The following is a 16958-nucleotide window of genomic DNA, read 5'->3' on the forward strand; positions in this document are numbered from 1 at the left end:
GTCCGTGAGAGGCCGGCCGCTTTTGCGACCGGCCGCGCCTACTGCTTCGGCTTGAACCAGGTGGCGACCGCGGCATGCATGTCGGCCGCCAGCTTCTCCGGCGCGATGTTGCCTTCGACCATGTCGATGATCTCCGACTGCAGCACCGAAGACGCCGTCGGCGACTGCCAGCGGAAGCCGACCAGCGTCAGATACGGCGTCGAATTCTTCGCCATCTCCATCATCGCGGCCAGCACTGGATCCTTCACCGTCACATCCGTGCGGGCCGGCGGCCAGCCGAGCTCGTCGGCGAACATCTGCGCGAACTCTGCCGAAGCGATGAAGCCCAGCACCTTGGTCGCGGCCTCCTTGTTCTGGCTCTCAGAGACCAGGCCATAGGAGCCGTCGGAGAAGGCCGAGGTGTAGAGTTTTGCACCGGCATCGTCGGCGGGGAACGGGAAGATCGAGAATTTCAGCTTCGGGTTCTGCGCCTTGAAGCTGCCGTTCTCGAACGAACCGCCGAGGAACATCGCCGCCTTGCCGCCGATGAACTGCTGCGTGGCGGTGGTGTAGTCGATGCCGGCGAAGCCGTCGGGGAAATACGGCTTCAGCTCGGCGAAGCGCTTCAGCGCCGCCACATAGCGCGGATCCTGGAAGGTCGCCTTGCCGCTCATCATCTCGTCGTAGAAATCAGGACCATAGATGGTCGGGCCGACGACGCCGACGGCGATCTCCAGCTCCCAGCCCGAGCCGTTGGCGCCGCCGGTGGCGATCGGCGTGATGCCGGCCGCCTTCAGCTTCTCGCAGACGGCGGTGAAATCCTTGTAGGTCTTGGGGATCTCGATGCCCTGGGCGGCGAAGATATCCTGGTTGTAGAAGACGCCCATCATCGGCACCGAGTAGGGCACGCCGTAGAGCTTGCCGTCAGCGCGGCCACGCACGCCGCCAAGCGCTGCGTCCTCCATGTTCTTCAGCTCCGGCACGTTGTCGTCCAGCGCGTCGAGATAGCCCGCCTCGACGAAGGGCTGCAATTCGCCATAGGCCTTGAGCTGGGCGATGTCGGGCCCGCGCCCGCCGCGCAGCGCCGTGCTCAGCCGGTTCTGGTAGTCGGCATCGGGCGTGAACTGGATGGCGACCTTGATGCCGGGATTCTTCACCTCGAAGGCATCGAAGATGCGGCGCATCGCGGCCTCGTCCTCGGTGCGCCAGCTCCACAGCGTCACCGTGCTGTCGGCGGCTCGCGCCGGCAATGAGGCGAAGACGCCGGCGCAGGCGGCGGCAAGGCCGCCGATCAGCCCAAGTGCTGCGCGCCGGTGAAGTGAAAGCATGCTCATTGCCAGTCTCCCATTGTTCTCTGTCCTTGGCGTCCCGCGGCGTTTCCGTGCCGTGAGAAGTCATTGGTTCGGCAAAAGTCATTATAACGACATAGCGGTATTCGCAAGAGGTCTGCTGCGCCTCAGGAATGGCGGCGTTGGCCCCCTCACGACATTGCAGTACCTGTATCCGTTTGTTACCTAACGATAAATATCCACATTCCAGCGCCGCAAAGAAATCTGTGACCGTACCATGTGAGACTTTTTCGCCAGCAAGCCCTTGCGTCGCCGCGCTGACTTGTCATAACCTTCATGTGAACCGATAGGGAGGATGAGGAATGTCGTTTGCCTGGACGTCGAAACTGGCACTGGCCGCAGGCCTCGCCATCCTGCCCGCCACGGCCTGGGCGCAATCGGTCAACATCTCCTATCTCACCCACTGGTCGCCGGAGACGGTGGCGCTGCTGGAAGCGGCGGCCAAGGATTATGCCAAGACCAATCCGGATGTCAGCGTCACCGTGCGCGCCGTCCCCTTCGGCGACCTCCTGACCACGCTGCGCTCGCAAGGCGGCGGCGCGGACGGCCCAACCATCGGCGGCATCTACGATCTCTGGTTGCCGGAACTGGCGCGCGACAAGCTGGTCGCGCCCGCTCCCGATGCGGTGGCCAGCGAGGTCAAGGCCGCCTGGCCGGCGGGCATCACCAACGCCGCCTCGGTCGGCGGCACGCTTTATGGCATCCCCAACGAAATCGATGTTTATGCGCTGAACTACAACAAGGCGCTGTTCAAGCAGGCCGGCATCGCGGCGCCACCCAAGACCTGGGACGAATTCAAGGATGCGGCCAAGAAGCTGACCAACAAGGATGCGGGACAGCAAGGCTTCGGCATGATCAATTCATGGGCCGCCGGCGTCGTCCACCCCTTCGCCTCGCTGCTGGTGTCCAATGGCGGCGACCTGGTCAAGGACGGCAAGCCGGTGCTGGACAGCCCGCAGGCGACCGAGACCTTCCAGTTCTATGAGGACCTGATCAAGTCGGGCGCCAGCGTGCCGGCGATGGCGACCGCAGACGCCAACACCACCGGCCCCTTCCTCGACAATTTCGTCTCCGGCAAGACCGGCATGATCATCATGGCCAATTGGTGGGAGAGCGCGCTGAAGGCCGGCATGGGCGACAGATTCGCCGACATTGCAACGGCGCCGATTCCCGTCGGCCCGAGCGGCGACAAGCCGCATTCGATCTCCTATTCCTGGATGACCGTGGTCAACGCCAATGCAGGTGCGGCCGAGCAGAAGGCGGCATGGGACTTCCTCGCCTGGCTGAACAATCCAAAGTCCGGCAAGAGCGGCGCTTCCGCGATGTCGGATATCCTGATGTCGATGGGCATCCTGCCCTCACGCCTCTCCGACATCGAGGCGCACAAGGACAAGCTCGGCTCGGAATTCCTCTCCGGCTATGTCAGCGTGCTCACCGGCGCCAAGCCGTTCCCGGTGGTGCCGGGCGGCCAGGAATTCTCGGAATCGCTGCAGCAGACGCTCGAGGCGTTGCAGTATGGCCAGGTCTCGGCCAAGGATGCGCAGGCGACGGCGCAGGCCGACGCCATTTCGATCCTGGAGCGCGCCGCCAAATAATGATTCAGAGGTACCGTGCCTCGGCGGGCATCATGCTGGCGCCCGCCGTGACGCTGATCGGCATCTTCGTCCTGTTGCCGATGCTGCTCACCGTCTGGCTGTCGTTCCAGGACTGGTCGACGCAGACGCCGTTTTCCAGCGCCGGCTTCATCGGCCTCGACAATTTCCACGAGATTTTCGGGGTCTCCTCGGTTGGCCGCGATTTCAAGGCCGCGCTCGCCAACACAGCCGTCTACACCGCGCTCTCCGTCATCCTCATCCTGCCTCTGTCGGTGGCCTTCGGCCTGATGGTCTACCAGCAGGATGTGCCCGGCGGCACGGCGCTGCGCACGGTGCTGTTTGCCACCTACATGGTGCCGATGATCGCTGTCGCGCTGGTGTGGTCGAAACTCTATTCGCCGAGCGAAGGCCCTCTCAACCAGATGCTCGGCCTTATCGGCATCGGCCCGCAGCCTTTCCTGTCGTCGCCGCGCACGGCGCTGATCTCGATCGTCTTCCTCAATGTCTGGCAGCAGGTCGGCTATTTCACCGTGCTGGCGATCGCCGGGCTGACGCAAATACCCGGCAGCCTGTATGAAGCAGCAAAGCTCGACGGCGCCAACCGTTTCGAGCAGTTCCGCTTCATCACCCTGCCGCTGATGCGGCGCACGCTGTTGTTCAGCGCCGTCATCGCCATCATCAACGCCGTGCAGGTATTCGAGCCCGTGGCCCTGATCACGCAGGGCGGGCCGGTCGGCTCGACCAATGTGCTCACCTACCACATCCGCCGCGTCGGCATCGAGCGTGCGCAGGGTGGACTGGGTTCGGCCATGGCGGTGATGCTGATGCTGTCGCTGGTCGTCGTGGTCTGCGCGCTGTTTGCCTTCGCCAACCGGAAGAACGACGAATGAGCGCGGGATCGTCGAGCCGGCTGTCGCGCCGGCGCCCGTCCGGCCACAAGGCGCTGCTGGCGACGCTGATGCTGCTGGTCGCCGTTGCCTCGGCCTTCCCGCTGGTCTGGATGGCGCTGTCGAGCCTCAAGACGCCGGCCGAGAGCATGCAGGTGCCGCCGGTGTGGATCCCCGGCACGCCGAGCCTAGATGCCTATGAGAAGGTGTCGGGCGTGGTCAATGTCGGCCGCTCGATGTGGAATTCTCTGGCCATCGCCTCGATCACCACCGCCGGCATTCTGCTGACCAGCATGATGGCCGGCTACGCCTTCGCCAAATACCACTTCCCCGCCAAGTCGCTGCTGTTTTCTGTGTTGATCGCCACCATGTTCCTGCCGCCGATCGTGACGCTGATCCCGCTCTATCGCCTGGTCGGCTCGATCGGCCTCAACGCCAGCCTCGCCGGCATCATCGTGCCCAATCTCGCCAACGCTTTCGGCATCTTCCTGATGCGCCAGTTCATCTCCGGCGTGCCCGACGAGCTCATCGACGCCGCGCGCATGGACGGCGCCACGGAGTTCTTGATCCTCTACAAGATCGTCGCGCCGAGCGTCGCCCCCGCAATCGCGGCTCTGGCCCTCTTCGCCTTCGTCTATCACTGGAACAGCTATCTGTGGCCGCTGACCGTGCTGCAGGGCAATGCCGACGCCTATCCGATCGTCATCAGCTTGAGCCGCTTGCTCAGCTACAACAGAGGTGCGGTCAACACCTGCCTGGTGATGGCCGGCGCCACGCTCGCCGTGCTGCCGCCGCTTATCCTGTTCGTCTTCCTGCAGCGCTTCTTCGTCGATTCCATCGTCGGCTCGGCGATCAAGGGATAGCTCGCCTCACCCGAACCTTGCCGCCGTCCAAGCCCCACCCGCTGCATTCGACTCCACCGCCGCCGCGACAAACTTCACCCCGCGCGCACCATCCACAACATCGGGCACCTGCGCCGCACGCGCCGGATCGACCACCCCACCAGAGCGATGGGCGCGAATGATATCGGCGGCGTCGCGGTAGAAATTGGCGAAGGCCTCGATATAGCCCTCCGGATGCGCCGCCGGCATGCGCGACACGCGCTGGCTCTCAGTGGTCGAGCCATGGCCGCCGCGCACCAGCGTGCGGGTTTCCTCGCCATAGATGGAGAAGCGCAGTTCTTCCGGCCGGCTGCCCGACCATTCGAGCCCGGCTTTGTCGCCATAGATGCGCACCGAGAGATCATTGTAGTGGCCGGGCGAGGTCTGGCTGGCGAGGATCGTGCCGCGCGCCCCGCCGGTCCAGCGCACCAGCACATGCGCATTGTCGTCGAGCCGGCGTCCCGGCACGGCAGTGAACAGATCCGCCGACACCGCCTCGGCCTCACAGCCGGAGATATAGCTTGCCAGGTTGAAGGCATGCACGCCGATATCGGCCAGCACCGCCGACTGCCCGGCGCGCGCCGGATCGGTGCGCCACTCCGCCTGCTTCTGGCCCTCGGCGTCGATCGGCTTGGTCAGCCAGTCCTGGATGTAGGCGCCATGCACGGACACCATGCGGCCAAGCGCGCCCGCCGCCACCATCTCGCGCGCCTGGCGGACCATGGCGTAGCCGGTGTTGTTGAGCGTGACGACGAAGCGACGCTTTTTCTCCCGCGCCAGCGCCACCAGTGCCTCTGCATCGGCCAGCGTCGTCGACAGCGGCTTGTCGCAGATCACGTCGATGCCGGCCTCGAGAAAGGCCGTGGCGATCGGCGCGTGCAGATGGTTGGGCGTGACGATGACCACCGCCTCGATGCCGTCCGGCCGCTCAGCTTCCGCCCTGGCCATGGCCCGGTAGTCGGCATAGCTGCGATCTGGCGCGATGCCGATCTCGGCAGCCGACGCGGCGGCGTTTTCCGGGTCCGACGACAGCGCGCCGGCGACCAGCACGATCTGGTCGTCGAGACGCATGGCCAGCCGATGCACGGCGCCGATGAAGGCATTGCGGCCGCCGCCGACCATGCCGACCCGCAGGCGCTTGCCGGCTGATCCGTCCGATGTTGCGTAGACCATTTTCAAGCTCCTCCCGGCAGATCGCTTTCGAACATGATTTCCAATTTTCATATTGTAAAACGATCGTATCGCGCTAGCCTGAAATCATGAGTGGGGCAAGCAAGGCATCCGGACGGTCCAGCACCGACGAGGCGGCGACGCGCAAGCGCGGGCGCTCTCTGGCCGCGCTTGGCTACATCCAGCCGCAGACCTATGAGGAGCTACGCGCGGTGCTGTCGTCGGGCACGGTGCATTTCCCCAAGCGGCTGCGCCAGGTGGCAATCTTCCTGTGGCAGCATCCGAGCGACGTCGCGCTCGGCACCATCGCGCAGGTTGCGGCACAGGCCGGCGTGCAGCCCTCGACGCTGGTGCGCTTTGCCCAGATCTTCGGCTATTCCGGCTTTTCCGATTTCCAGGGCCTGTTCAAGGAGCACATCAAGGGCTCATGGCCGGAAGGGCGCGGCGAACCGCGCACCGAGACCGAGCCCAATCTGCATTTCCTGCACGGCATGGTCGGCGCGTCGCAGGCCTCGCTTGGCCGCATCGAGGCGGGCTTCGATGTCGCGAGTTTCGACAAGATGGTGGCGCTGCTGGCGGCCGCCGAGCTGATCTATGTCATCGGCTCCAAGCGCGCCTTTCCCGTCACCGCCTATCTCTCCCTGACACTGTCGCAGCAGGGCGTGCGCAATGTGCTGGTCGACAATGTCGGCTCCTCCGCACTCGACCAGATCGGCTGCATCGGCGGCCGGGATGCCGTGCTCGCTGTCTCGTTCAGCCCCTACAATTCGATCACGCCCGATCTCGTCGCGGTGGCGCATGAGCGCAAGGCGCGTATCGTCACCGTCACCGACAGCACCTTCAGCCCGCTGATCCCGCTCTCGGACAGCTGGCTGGAAGTGGTGGAATCTGACTTTGCCGGCTTCCGCTCACTCGCGGCCTCGCTCGCCGTTGGGATGGCGCTGGTCCATGGCGTGGCGGCGCGGCGCGACGAATGAGGCGTCACTGGTCCAATTGACTATCGGGAATTGCCGTTCCATATTTCTCAAAATAGAAACTTTATTCCCGGGAGGAGGAATGGAGATCCGGCTTGACGGCAAGGTGGCTCTGGTCACCGGGTCGACGCAAGGCATTGGCCGCGCCATTGCCGAGACGCTGGCGCGTTCCGGTGCCGCCGGGCTGTTGGTCACCGGGCGCGAGAGGGCGCGTGGCGAGGTCGTGGCGGCCGAGCTTTCGCAATTGGGCACGCCGACCATCTTCGTCGCCGCCGACCTTGCCGATCCTGACGCCCCCACCCTTCTGGCGCAAGCCTGCATCGAGCGCTTCGGCCGCATCGATGCGCTGGTCAACGCCGCCGGCCTGACCGATCGCGCCTCCTTCCTCGACGCCAGCCTCGACGACTGGGCGGCGCTGTTTGCCGTCAACACGCGCGCGCCGTTCTTCCTGATGCAGGCGGCGATTGCCGACATGAAGCAGCGCGGACAGGGCGGCGCCATTCTCAACATCCTGTCGATCAACGCCCATTGCGGTTCGCCGGAACTCGCCGTCTATTCCGCCACCAAGGGCGCGCTGGCGACGCTGACCAGGAACGCCGCCAACGCCCATCGTTTCGATCGCATCCGCGTCAACGGCATCAATGTCGGCTGGACCGACACGCCGGCCGAACGCATCATGCAGGCGGAGACATTGGGCAACGGCCCCGGCTGGCTCGACAAGGCCAATGCCGCGCAGCCTTTCGGCCGGCTGCTGACGCCGAACGATATCGCCAGCCTCGCCGTCTTCCTGCTCTCCGACGCGGCGGGCCCTATGACCGGTGCGGTCATCGACCAGGAGCAAACGGTGATCGGGGCGAACCGGTGAGCGCCTCCACCGAAACGCTTGGGCCGGCGCTGCTCGACCGCTTGCCGGCCTCGGTCCAGACACCGTCCTACGACCGTACGCTCCTGGCGCCCGGCATGGCGCATCTCGGCGTCGGCGCCTTCCACCGCTGCCATCAGGCCGAATACACCGACGATCTCATCTCGCTGCGCTTCGACCGTTGGGGCATTGTCGGCGTCAACATCCGCCCACCGAGCCTTGCCGACACGCTGGGACGGCAGAGCGGGCTCTACACAAGGCTGATCCGCGAAAACAGCCACATCGAGGCGCGCGTCATCGGCAGCATCGTCCGGGTGGTCGACAGCCAGGACAGTGCCGCACCGGCGCTCGGCGTGCTGATTTCACCTGATATCGAACTGGTGACGATGACGGTGACGGAAAAAGGCTATTGCCACACCCCGTCGAGCGGCGAACTCGACCTCGGCCATCCCGACATCGTCCATGACCTCGCCAACCCCGAGACGCCGCGCAGCGTGCCCGGCCTGTTGGTGCGGGCGCTGGAGCAGCGCCGGGCCACGCATGGGCGGCCGCTGACGCTGCTGTCCTGCGACAACATTCCGGCCAATGGCGTTATCCTGGCCAATGTCGTGCAGACCTTCGCCAGGCAGCGCGGCAATGGCTTGGCCGCGTGGATCGCAGCCAATACCGCCTTCCCTTCGTCAATGGTCGACCGCATCGCGCCGGCGGTAACGCAAGATGACCTCGACAGTGTCGAGCAATGGTTCGGCTACCACGATGCCGCCGTCGCTGTCGGTGAGCCGTTCCGGCAGTGGGTGATCGAGGAAAAATTCGCCGGCCGCATGCCGCGCTGGGATCTGGTCGGCGCCACCTTCGTCGACGATGTGACGCCGTTCGAGCATCTCAAGATGCGGGTGCTGAACGGCGCCCAGACGACACTGGCGACGCTCGGCGTGCTGGCCGGGCTCGAGCACACATCGGACGCCATGGCCGACCCGCTGCTGTCGGACTTCATCAGGCGCATGCTGGTCGAGGAGACTGTGCCGACGCTGATGCCGGTATCCGGCGTCCTGCCGCTTGCCTATGTCGAGCAGAGCCTTGCCCGGCTGAAGAACACCGCGATCCGCCACCGCAACCACCAGGTCGCCACCGACGGTTCGCAGAAGATCGTCCAGCGCCTGCTCAACCCGATCCGCGACCGGCTCGCGATGGGCCAGAGCATCGGCCTGCTGTCGGTGCCGGTCGCCGGCTGGATGGCCTATCTGATCCAGGCCTCGGAACGTTTCGGCAGACGCTGGCCGGTGTCGGATCCCTATGCCGGCAAGGTCGCCGCAATCGCCGACGCGACGGGTCCCGATGCCAGCGCGCTGGTGTCCGCCATCCTTGCCGTCGACGGGATATTCGACCCCGGCCTTGCCGCTGACGGGACGTTCCGCGCGGCCGTCACATCGGCGCTGGGCGACCTGCTGTCGGACGATCCGACGGCGGCTGTCCGGCACAGTCTCGAACAAGATGAGGTCGCGAGGTTGAAGCGATCCAAACAATCGGCATTATAGTCGTCGGGTCTAGGGAGGCAGAATGAAACTAGGAGTGCTTACAGCACCGTTTGCGGAGACGCCGCTTGGCGAGGTCGCCGGCTGGGCGCACTCGGCCGGCTTCGAGGCGCTGGAAATCGCCTGCTGGCCGAAGACCTCCGGCGCGACGCGGCGCTATGCCGGCACCAGCCATATCGATGCCGCTTCCACCTCGCTCGCGCAGGCCAAGGAGATCGTCGCCTCGCTGACGGAGAAGAAGCTGACGGTCTCCGGCCTCGGCTACTATCCCAACCCACTGCATCCGGACCCTGCCCATCGCGAGGCCGTCATCGGCCATCTGAAGAAGGTCATCGTGCTGGCCGCCAATATGGGCGTGCCGGTGGTCAACACCTTCTGCGGTGGCGATGCCTCGAAGACCGTCGACGTCAACTGGCAGGACGCGCTGAAAGTCTGGCCCGAGACCGTCGCCTATGCGCGCGGCCACGGGGTAAAACTCGCCTTCGAGAACTGCCCGATGATCTTCAGTTATGACGAGTGGCCGGGCGGGCACAACATCGCCTATTCGCCCTACATCTGGCGGCGCATCCTCGAGGCCTGGGGCGGCGAGGTCGGCATGAATTTCGACCCCTCGCATCTGGTCTGGCAGATGATCGACCAGGGCCGCTTCATCAAGGAGTTCGGCCCCTACATGCTGCATGTCCACGCCAAGGATTTGATGATCGATCATGATGGTTTGTATGAGCGCGGGATTCTTTCCGCCGGGATAGGCTGGCAGGTGCCGCGCATGCCGGGATTGGGCGATGTCGACTGGAGCGGCTTCTTCTCCGGCCTCTACCGCGCCGGCTATGACGGCTCGGTCATCATCGAACATGAGGACAGGCGGTTTGAAGGCAACGACGATGCGGTGAAGCGGGGCTTCCTGCTCGCCCGCGACGTGCTGCGCCCCTTCGTCAAATGACGAGGTGAATGACTTGGTCTGAACCTGCCGAAGGGTCTGACCCTGAGACGAAAAACAACAATGTGGAGGAGTACTGACATGAAGAAAATACTGACCATGGTCCCGTTGCTTGCGGGCGCTGCCTTGCTGGCATCGATGGGCGTGTCGTCGGCCGAAGCCAAATACACGATCGGCATTTCCAACACCGTGCAGGGCAATGGCTGGCGCGAGGAAATGGTCTGCGCCATGAAGGCGCAGGCGCTGGCTTCGGGCGAAGTGACGAAGCTCAACATCGCCCACCGCAACACCGATGCCGCCGGCCAGCTCGAAGACATCCGCAATCTGATCAGCGCCAAGGTCGACGCCATCGTCGTCAACCCCGCTGATCCCGCCGGCATCAAGGCGGGCCTGGAAGAAGCCACCAAGGCCGGCATCGTCGTCGTTGCCGTCGACCAGGCGGTGACCGAACCGTCGGCCTACATCATCTCCAACAACCAGGAACAGTATGCCTATCTCGGCGCCAAATGGCTGTTCCAGCAGATGGGCGGCAAGGGCGAAGTGTTCTACATGCGCGGCGCCGCCGGCGCCTCGGCCGATAGCGATCGCGACAAAGGCTTCAAGAAGGCGCTGGCTGAAAACCCCGGCGTGAAGGTGGCTCAGGAAGTCTTCACCGGCTGGCAGCAGGATCAGGCCAAGCAGCAGATGCTGTCGTTCCTGGCCACCGGCACGCCGTTCAACGGTGTGTGGACCTCCGGCATCGACAACGTCATCGTCGACGCGCTGGTCGAATCGCAGGCGCCGCTGGTGCCGGTGGTCGGCGCCGACAATGCCGGCTTCGTCGGCCAGCTGAGCTCGGTGAAAGGTCTCGTCGGTGCAGCCGTCACCAACCCCGGCTCGATCGGCGGCGCGGGCGTGACGCTCGCGCTGCAGATCCTCGACGGCAAGAAGCCGGCGCAGCAGACCGTGCTGGTCGACCCGCAGCTTTGGGACAACGCCACCGACGAAGGCAAGGCCAAGCTGAAGGCAGCCGCCGACCCGTCGCTCAGCCCGGAATGGCCGGTCTCGATCTCGATCCCGGAGTGGACGACCTACACGAAGGAGCAGATCGTGGCCTGCAAGGGGCCGGGGGAGTAAGCCTGGTTTGAATGAACTGGCGAGGACGGCGAACGGCCGTCCTCGTCACACAGACTAGCGCTCTACGGCGCCCCCTCTGTCCTGCCGGACATCTCCCCCACAGGTGGGGAGATTGGCTGTCATCTCGGCTTTCGCTAATTTTCTACGTCGCAAGACGAGGGGCGGCGCCGGAACTGCCAATCTCCCCCCTTGTGGGGAGATGTCCGGCAGGACAGAGGGGGGCGCCGTAGAGCGCCGACATTAGTTTCTGGAACCATCAATTTTGACAACAAACCATTTGACCACCAGCCCCCTCCTCGACGCCACCGGCGTCGCCAAGAACTACGGCGCGGTTGCAGCGCTTCGCAACGCGTCGCTCTCCGTGCTGCCGGGCGAGGTCCACGCGCTGATGGGCGCCAACGGCGCCGGCAAGTCGACGCTGGTGAAGATCCTGACAGGCGCCATTCCGGCGAACGCCGGCCGCATCCTGATCCGCGGCGAGGCGCGCGACATTCGCTCGCCGGCCGCCGCGCGCCGCGCCGGGCTGCTGCCCGTCTACCAGGAACCGTCGCTGATCCCCGATCTCGACGTTCTCTCCAACCTCAGGCTCACCGGCACGCCGGTCGAGCTATTCCGCGCCTGGGTGCGCGAGCTCGGCATTCTTGACCTCGATCTGCGCGACACCGCGCGCGACATCCCGCTCGCCGTGCTGCGCGTGCTCGACCTGGCGCGGGCGCTCGCCGTCGAGCCCGACGTGCTGCTGCTTGACGAGATGACGGCGGCCCTGCCCGCCAACCTTGCCGAAAAGGTGCTGGAAGTGGTGCGCCGCCAGGGCGATTCGGGCCGCGCCGTGATCTTCATCTCGCACCGCTTCGTCGAGATCTCGGCGCTGTGCGACCGCGCCACCGTGCTGCGCGACGGCGAGACCGTCGGCGTCGTCGACATCGTGCCGGGCGTGGAAGAAAAGATCGTCGAGCTGATGCTCGGCACCCGCATCGTCAAAACCCATGTCGCTGCCCGCAGCGCTGCCGAGAAGGCCGCGCCCGCGACCACCCGGCCGCGCATTTCGGTGCGAAACCTGCGCGTCGGCGCCAAGCTCAGCGATGTCTCCTTCGATCTCGCCGACGGCGAAGTCGCCGGCGTCGTCGCGCTCGAAGGCCAGGGCCAGGACGAGTTGTTCGCAGCGCTTGCCGGCTCGATCCGGCCCTCCGGCGGCACCATCGAAGTCGATGGCCAGCCCGTGAAATTTTCCCACCCGATCGACGCCATCCGCGCCGGCATTGCCTATGTGCCGGGCGACCGCTCCGAGGCGCTCGCCATGCAGCGCTCGGTCCGTGAAAACATCGCCCTGCCCTTCAGTGCCGCGCTGCGCAACTGGGGGCCGATCAACATGCGCCGCGAGCGCGCGACCGTGCTCAGCGCCATCGAGCGGCTGCAGATCGACACCCGCGCCCAGGGCGAAGTGCAGCGCCTGTCCGGGGGCAATCAGCAGAAGGTGACCATCGCCCGCTGGATCGCGGCGGATGCCCGCACCATCCTGTGCTTCGACCCGACGCGCGGCATCGATGTCGGCACCAAGCAGGAGATCTACAAGCTGCTGCGCGAACTCGCCGGCAACGGCAAGTCGGTGCTGTTCTACACCTCCGAACTGGAAGAGGTGCAGCGCGTCTGCGACCGTGTCATCGTCATCTTCGGCGGCCGCCTCGTCGACATTTTTCCGGTCGAGGAGGCCGACGAGCCGGCGCTGATGCGCGCCGCCTACGGCCTGCCGCGCGGCGCCAAGGCCGATATCGGCATATTGGCTGATCCGACCGCGAACACTTCGGCTTCGCCGGAGGCCGCGCCATGAGCCATTTCCTGCGCCGCCAAGGCTGGGTCGTCGGCCTGTTCGCCCTGCTCATCGTCCTGTTCATCGCCACCAGGATCATCCAGCCGGCCTATGGCAGCAATGATTTCGGCTCGCTCGCCCGAGCCGTTCTGCCCTATGCCTTCGCAGTCGCCGCGCAGACCGTCGTCGTCATCGCCGGCGGCATTGACCTGTCGGTCGCCGCCATGATGGCGCTGACCAGCGTCACCGCGGCGTCGATGATGAATGGCGCGAGCGAGGAATACGCGCTGTTCGTGGTGCCCTTCGTGCTGGCCATGGGTTTCGTGCTCGGCGCACTCAACGGCCTGCTCATCGTCGTCACCCGCGTGCCCGACATTGTCGTGACGCTGGCCATGCTGTTCGTGCTGCAGGGTGCAGCCCTGCTGGTGCTCGGCGCGCCGGGCGGCGGCATCGCCGAATGGCTGAAGGCGCTGATCTCTGGCACCGTACCGATCCCCGGCCTGCCCGACGCCATAGACGCCTGGCTGCCCAAGGCGCTGCTGGTGCTGATCGTGTGCCTCTGCGTCATCTGGATACCGCTGCGGCGCTCGCGCCTCGGCCTCTCCATCTACGCCATCGGCTCTAGCGAACTGGCGGCGTTCCGCTCCGGCGTGCCGGTCAAGCGCACTCGCATCATCGCCTATGCGCTGTCCGGCCTGTTCGCCGCCTTTGGCGGCCTGGCGCTGACCATGAGCACCGGCATCGGCGCCCCCATCCCCGGCCCCTATCTGCTCGCCAGCGTCGCCGCCGTGGTGCTGGGCGGCGTCGCGCTCGGCGGCGGCAAGGGCGGCCTGCTCGGCCCGATCGTCGCCGTCTTCGTGTTGCGCCTGGTGCGCACGGATTTGACGCTGCTTGCCATCGACCCGAATGTCACCGCCATCATCGAGGGGCTGATCATGGTGGCGGTGGTGATGTTCGGGGCGTTTATCACGATGCGGGGGCGGCAATGATGGGTGTGCTGTCGCAGAGAGACGTCGGCGTTCCTTCGCGCCCCCCTCTGTCCTGCCGGACATCTCCCCCACGAGGGGGGAGATCAGCTGTCATCGCTGCTTTCGCCAGCCTTCAACGTTGCAAAAAGGAGCGAGGCGCTGAAGCTGCCAATCTCCCCACAAGTGGGGGAGATGGCCGGCAGGCCAGAGGGGGGCGCCGTAGAGCGCCATCCTCGCAGCACACAACACCAAGAGCCGCCCCATGAGCACCACCGCCATCACCCCGGTCCCCTTCGGCCGCCGCATAAAGCGCTTCATGGCCGATCGCCCGCTCATCCCGCTGATCGTCCTGCTCGCCATCCTGGTTATAATCCTGCAGGTCCTGCGCCCCGGCATCGTCAACGAGCGCTGGATCGCCAACACCATCAAATTCGCCATCCCGCTGGCGATCCTCGCGGGATGCCAGACCATGACCATGCTGACCGGCGGCATCGACCTGTCGGTCGGCACGGTGGCAACGATGAGCGCCTTCATCATGGCGACGCAAGTGGTCAACCAGGACCCGGCGGTGGCGTTCCTGCTGGCGATGATGCCGGCGGTGCTGATCGGCCTCGTCAACGGCATCGGCGTCGGTGTCTTCCGCGTCCACCCGCTGATCATGACGCTGGGCACCAGCCTGATCGGCACCGGCTGCCTGCAGGTCTACCAGCGCACGGTGATCGCGTCGGGCGCAAAAATCCCCGACTTCTTGGCTTGGCTCGGCACCGGCGTGACATGGGGCTTCCCCAACGCGCTGCTTTTGTTCGTGCCGCTCGCCGCCCTCATCGTCTTCACGCTCGCCCGGACCGGCTTCGGCCGCCTGCTCTACGCCGTCGGCGACAATGAGCGCGCGACCCGCCTGTCGGGCGTGCAATACTGGCAGGTCATCACCGCGCTCTACGTCACCTCCAGCGCGCTCGCCGGCATCACCGGCCTGCTCTATATCGGCTTGATCAAGGCCCCCTCGCTGTCGCTCGCCGAACCGCTGGTGCTGCCCTCGGTCGCCGCCGCCGTCATCGGCGGCACCTCCATCTTCGGCGGCCGCGGCGGCTACACCGGCACCATCATCGGCGCCCTGATCCTGACCGTGCTGACAACACTGCTGACCATCCTGCAGATGCCGGAGGGGGCACGGCGGATCTTGTTCGGGCTGATCGTGCTGTTCGTGACGGCGGCGTATTTGCGGATTGTGGAGGAGCGGTAGGGGGCTGGCGGCAGTAGTGCCGCCGGTCCGGCGCTGCAAGCCAGGCTTACCCGTCAGAAGCGCAAGGCTATCGCCTACGGCAGCGCCAGCCCCCACTCCGTCTCGGCTTCGCCGAGCCACCTCTACCCCCACGTCCGTGGGGGAGAGGAAATGCCAAGCTTTCATAGGAAGGAAATCCAAGTTTTTCTTGAGGCAGAACCTAAGCCTTTGAAGCCGCGACTTCCAAAATTAGCGTTTCCTCTCCCCCACGAAAGTGGGGTAGAGGTGGCTCGGCGAAGCCGAGACGGAGTGGGGGACCGACCTACTGATTGCCACCATCCTGGGCGACCTTGCCCACCCAGACGCAACGCCCCTCACTTCAACGAAATCGCCATCCCGCTCAGATCCGCATTCACCTGCAGGCCCACCTGCCGGCCGGTAAGCTCGAGCTGGGCGCCCTTGTCGTTGGTCATGACGATCACCTGCGCCCCCTTGCCGAGCGCGCCGCCACCGCCGGCCGCGCCATAAACGCCGGTCGCATCCCGCACCCTGCGGATATGGCGCACGGTGCCCCGGAAATAGGTCTTGGAAACCCCGAAGGCGAAGCCGCCCGAAACGCCGCCGATCGTGATGGGATAGGAGCGGCCGTGGAAGGTCAGCGTCCCCTCGCCGCCGGAACCGCCGACGAAGAAGGCCGCCTTGTAGACGGCAAAGCGGATCGTGCCGCTATCGGCATGCGCGGCGCTGGCAGCGCTGACGGACACAGTTGTGATGGCCGCAACCGCAAGCGAACGAAAGCTGGACGAGATGGTCATGGTGGGAGCTCCTCAAGTGCGCCGCTTGCCCAACCGGCAGGGCTCGTCGGCGTCGTAACCAACTTGAACAGTTTAGGCTTGGATTTGGTTCCAGGGAGAGCCCTCGGTGGGTCAAGGCGCAAAGCTGGTGGGGAGAGCGGAGGAGCGCTTCATACAGAGCTGGCAATGCCAATGCCTCGGGGCAAGGGCTATCGCATATGAGCTTTTACGAAGAGGACCCCCACTCTAACTTGCCGGGGCGAGCCAGGGTTTCGCCCGTCCTTCGGACGGGAACGCTGCCGCACGCCCAGCCCTTTTTTAAGTCGACTTAGACGGTTTTGCGGAAATCAGCGCCAACCTAGTCTCCCTCCCCCTTGTTGGGAGGGATTGAGGGTGGGGGTATTCGTAGGGCGCAAGCCTCCGCTATGGTCCCTGTGCAAACCAATCCCAGCCCTACGGATATTTCCCCGGCTTTGGTGCGTAGATTTGCGGATTGAAGTCCAAATCCTTCGGCAGCGGCAGGCTCGAGCACTGCAGATGCATCTGGCGCGCCAACAGCCTTCGCTGCTTCTGTTCGTTCTCCTTGATGGCCGCCACGAGGCCCATGCTGTAGGGCCCCAGCACGACGCCGGCGGCCCATCCCGGATGCTCCTTCTCGCGCGCGTCGTAATTCATGGCATCGGTGCGGGCCTGCTGGCATTCCGGCGTCGCCCATTTCGGGTCTTGGGTCGAGAGCGAGGCTCCATACTGGACCGGAGACGATACGCACCCTGCCACTGTCGCAGTCAACGCGACGACCATTGCAATTCTCATCCGCAAGCCCCTCCTAATGTAGGACGCGACTACAAGACGATTCCAGCGGGAAAAAGGCAGCTTCAGGATGCG

15 protein-coding genes are annotated in these 16958 nt (G+C 65.3%); 11 read left to right on the forward strand and 4 right to left on the reverse strand.

The window, feature by feature from the left end; genetic code table 11:
* Positions 1–38: 38 nt before the first annotated feature.
* Positions 39–1313, reverse strand: coding sequence for an extracellular solute-binding protein (locus NKJ18_RS03515; RefSeq protein ID WP_023686514.1), 1275 nt, complete (start codon positions 1311–1313; stop codon positions 39–41).
* Between the two features lie 317 nt (positions 1314–1630).
* Here NKJ18_RS03515 and NKJ18_RS03520 point away from each other — a divergent pair, with 317 nt between their 5' ends.
* The 3 genes from NKJ18_RS03520 to NKJ18_RS03530 are packed head-to-tail and all read left to right on the forward strand — an operon-like array spanning position 1631 to position 4673.
* On the forward strand, positions 1631–2923 hold the full coding sequence (locus NKJ18_RS03520) for an ABC transporter substrate-binding protein (RefSeq protein ID WP_023686515.1): 1293 nt from the start codon (positions 1631–1633) through the stop codon (positions 2921–2923).
* Positions 2923–3813: a carbohydrate ABC transporter permease gene (locus tag NKJ18_RS03525; RefSeq protein ID WP_023686516.1), complete on the forward strand. Its 891-nt coding sequence runs from the start codon at positions 2923–2925 to the stop codon at positions 3811–3813. Before NKJ18_RS03520 ends, NKJ18_RS03525 begins: the two co-directional genes overlap by 1 nt.
* A complete protein-coding gene (locus tag NKJ18_RS03530) occupies positions 3810–4673 on the forward strand; it encodes a carbohydrate ABC transporter permease (protein ID WP_352757808.1) in 864 nt (287 codons plus the stop codon). The genes NKJ18_RS03525 and NKJ18_RS03530 overlap by 4 nt, the downstream gene beginning before the upstream one ends.
* 6 nt (positions 4674–4679) lie before the next feature.
* On the opposite strand, the gene NKJ18_RS03535 is transcribed toward NKJ18_RS03530, so the two are convergent.
* Positions 4680–5864: a Gfo/Idh/MocA family protein gene (locus NKJ18_RS03535; RefSeq protein ID WP_023714095.1), complete on the reverse strand. Its 1185-nt coding sequence runs from the start codon at positions 5862–5864 to the stop codon at positions 4680–4682.
* An 86-nt stretch (positions 5865–5950) separates the two neighbouring features.
* Between NKJ18_RS03535 and NKJ18_RS03540 the strand changes: the two genes are divergently transcribed.
* The 8 genes from NKJ18_RS03540 (at position 5951) to NKJ18_RS03575 (ending at position 15300) form a co-directional block, all read left to right on the forward strand.
* The gene (locus tag NKJ18_RS03540; RefSeq protein WP_023825528.1) at positions 5951–6838 is read left to right on the forward strand and encodes a MurR/RpiR family transcriptional regulator; all 888 of its coding nucleotides are present in this window, start codon (positions 5951–5953) and stop codon (positions 6836–6838) included.
* 79 nt (positions 6839–6917) lie between these two features.
* Positions 6918–7700 carry an SDR family oxidoreductase gene (locus NKJ18_RS03545; RefSeq protein WP_352757809.1) on the forward strand — a complete coding sequence of 261 codons (783 nt, stop codon included), beginning with the start codon at positions 6918–6920 and terminating at the stop codon, positions 7698–7700.
* On the forward strand, positions 7697–9232 hold the full coding sequence (locus NKJ18_RS03550) for a mannitol dehydrogenase family protein (protein ID WP_352757810.1): 1536 nt from the start codon (positions 7697–7699) through the stop codon (positions 9230–9232). The genes NKJ18_RS03545 and NKJ18_RS03550 overlap by 4 nt, the downstream gene beginning before the upstream one ends.
* Before the next feature lie 22 nt (positions 9233–9254).
* Entirely contained in the window at positions 9255–10169 is a 915-nt protein-coding gene (locus NKJ18_RS03555) for a sugar phosphate isomerase/epimerase family protein (RefSeq protein WP_352757811.1), read from the forward strand.
* Positions 10170–10247: 78 nt separating this feature from the next.
* Complete coding sequence (locus NKJ18_RS03560) at positions 10248–11282, forward strand: ABC transporter substrate-binding protein (RefSeq protein ID WP_023704174.1); 1035 nt, start codon at positions 10248–10250, stop codon at positions 11280–11282.
* A 277-nt stretch (positions 11283–11559) separates the two neighbouring features.
* Entirely contained in the window at positions 11560–13110 is a 1551-nt protein-coding gene (locus tag NKJ18_RS03565; RefSeq protein WP_023714099.1) for a sugar ABC transporter ATP-binding protein, read from the forward strand.
* On the forward strand, positions 13107–14078 hold the full coding sequence (locus NKJ18_RS03570; protein WP_352757812.1) for an ABC transporter permease: 972 nt from the start codon (positions 13107–13109) through the stop codon (positions 14076–14078). The genes NKJ18_RS03565 and NKJ18_RS03570 overlap by 4 nt, the downstream gene beginning before the upstream one ends.
* Positions 14079–14319: 241 nt before the next feature.
* Positions 14320–15300 carry an ABC transporter permease gene (locus tag NKJ18_RS03575; protein ID WP_023669687.1) on the forward strand — a complete coding sequence of 327 codons (981 nt, stop codon included), beginning with the start codon at positions 14320–14322 and terminating at the stop codon, positions 15298–15300.
* Positions 15301–15653: 353 nt separating this feature from the next.
* Here NKJ18_RS03575 and NKJ18_RS03580 read toward each other — a convergent pair whose 3' ends face one another.
* Complete coding sequence (locus tag NKJ18_RS03580) at positions 15654–16094, reverse strand: lipid-binding SYLF domain-containing protein (RefSeq protein WP_023686526.1); 441 nt, start codon at positions 16092–16094, stop codon at positions 15654–15656.
* A gap of 432 nt (positions 16095–16526) precedes the next feature.
* Positions 16527–16886, reverse strand: a complete 360-nt coding sequence (locus tag NKJ18_RS03585) for a hypothetical protein (protein WP_352757813.1) — start codon at positions 16884–16886, stop codon at positions 16527–16529.
* Positions 16887–16958: the final 72 nt, after the last annotated feature.

Origin of the sequence: Mesorhizobium sp. M0217 (genome assembly GCF_040321955.1) — a bacterium.
Taxonomy (GTDB): Bacteria; Pseudomonadota; Alphaproteobacteria; order Rhizobiales; family Rhizobiaceae; genus Mesorhizobium.

Bases quoted from the DNA above. Each gene is read 5' to 3' on its own strand.
- NKJ18_RS03515 (WP_023686514.1), bottom strand. From the start codon at position 1,313: ATGAGCATGCTTTCACTTCACCGGCGCGCAGCACTTGGGCTGATCGGC.
- NKJ18_RS03520 (WP_023686515.1), top strand. From the start codon at position 1,631: ATGTCGTTTGCCTGGACGTCGAAACTGGCACTGGCCGCAGGCCTCGCC.
- NKJ18_RS03525 (WP_023686516.1), top strand. From the start codon at position 2,923: ATGATTCAGAGGTACCGTGCCTCGGCGGGCATCATGCTGGCGCCCGCC.
- NKJ18_RS03530 (WP_352757808.1), top strand. From the start codon at position 3,810: ATGAGCGCGGGATCGTCGAGCCGGCTGTCGCGCCGGCGCCCGTCCGGC.
- NKJ18_RS03535 (WP_023714095.1), bottom strand. From the start codon at position 5,864: ATGGTCTACGCAACATCGGACGGATCAGCCGGCAAGCGCCTGCGGGTC.
- NKJ18_RS03540 (WP_023825528.1), top strand. From the start codon at position 5,951: ATGAGTGGGGCAAGCAAGGCATCCGGACGGTCCAGCACCGACGAGGCG.
- NKJ18_RS03545 (WP_352757809.1), top strand. From the start codon at position 6,918: ATGGAGATCCGGCTTGACGGCAAGGTGGCTCTGGTCACCGGGTCGACG.
- NKJ18_RS03555 (WP_352757811.1), top strand. From the start codon at position 9,255: ATGAAACTAGGAGTGCTTACAGCACCGTTTGCGGAGACGCCGCTTGGC.
- NKJ18_RS03560 (WP_023704174.1), top strand. From the start codon at position 10,248: ATGAAGAAAATACTGACCATGGTCCCGTTGCTTGCGGGCGCTGCCTTG.
- NKJ18_RS03570 (WP_352757812.1), top strand. From the start codon at position 13,107: ATGAGCCATTTCCTGCGCCGCCAAGGCTGGGTCGTCGGCCTGTTCGCC.
- NKJ18_RS03575 (WP_023669687.1), top strand. From the start codon at position 14,320: ATGAGCACCACCGCCATCACCCCGGTCCCCTTCGGCCGCCGCATAAAG.
- NKJ18_RS03580 (WP_023686526.1), bottom strand. From the start codon at position 16,094: ATGACCATCTCGTCCAGCTTTCGTTCGCTTGCGGTTGCGGCCATCACA.
- NKJ18_RS03585 (WP_352757813.1), bottom strand. From the start codon at position 16,886: ATGAGAATTGCAATGGTCGTCGCGTTGACTGCGACAGTGGCAGGGTGC.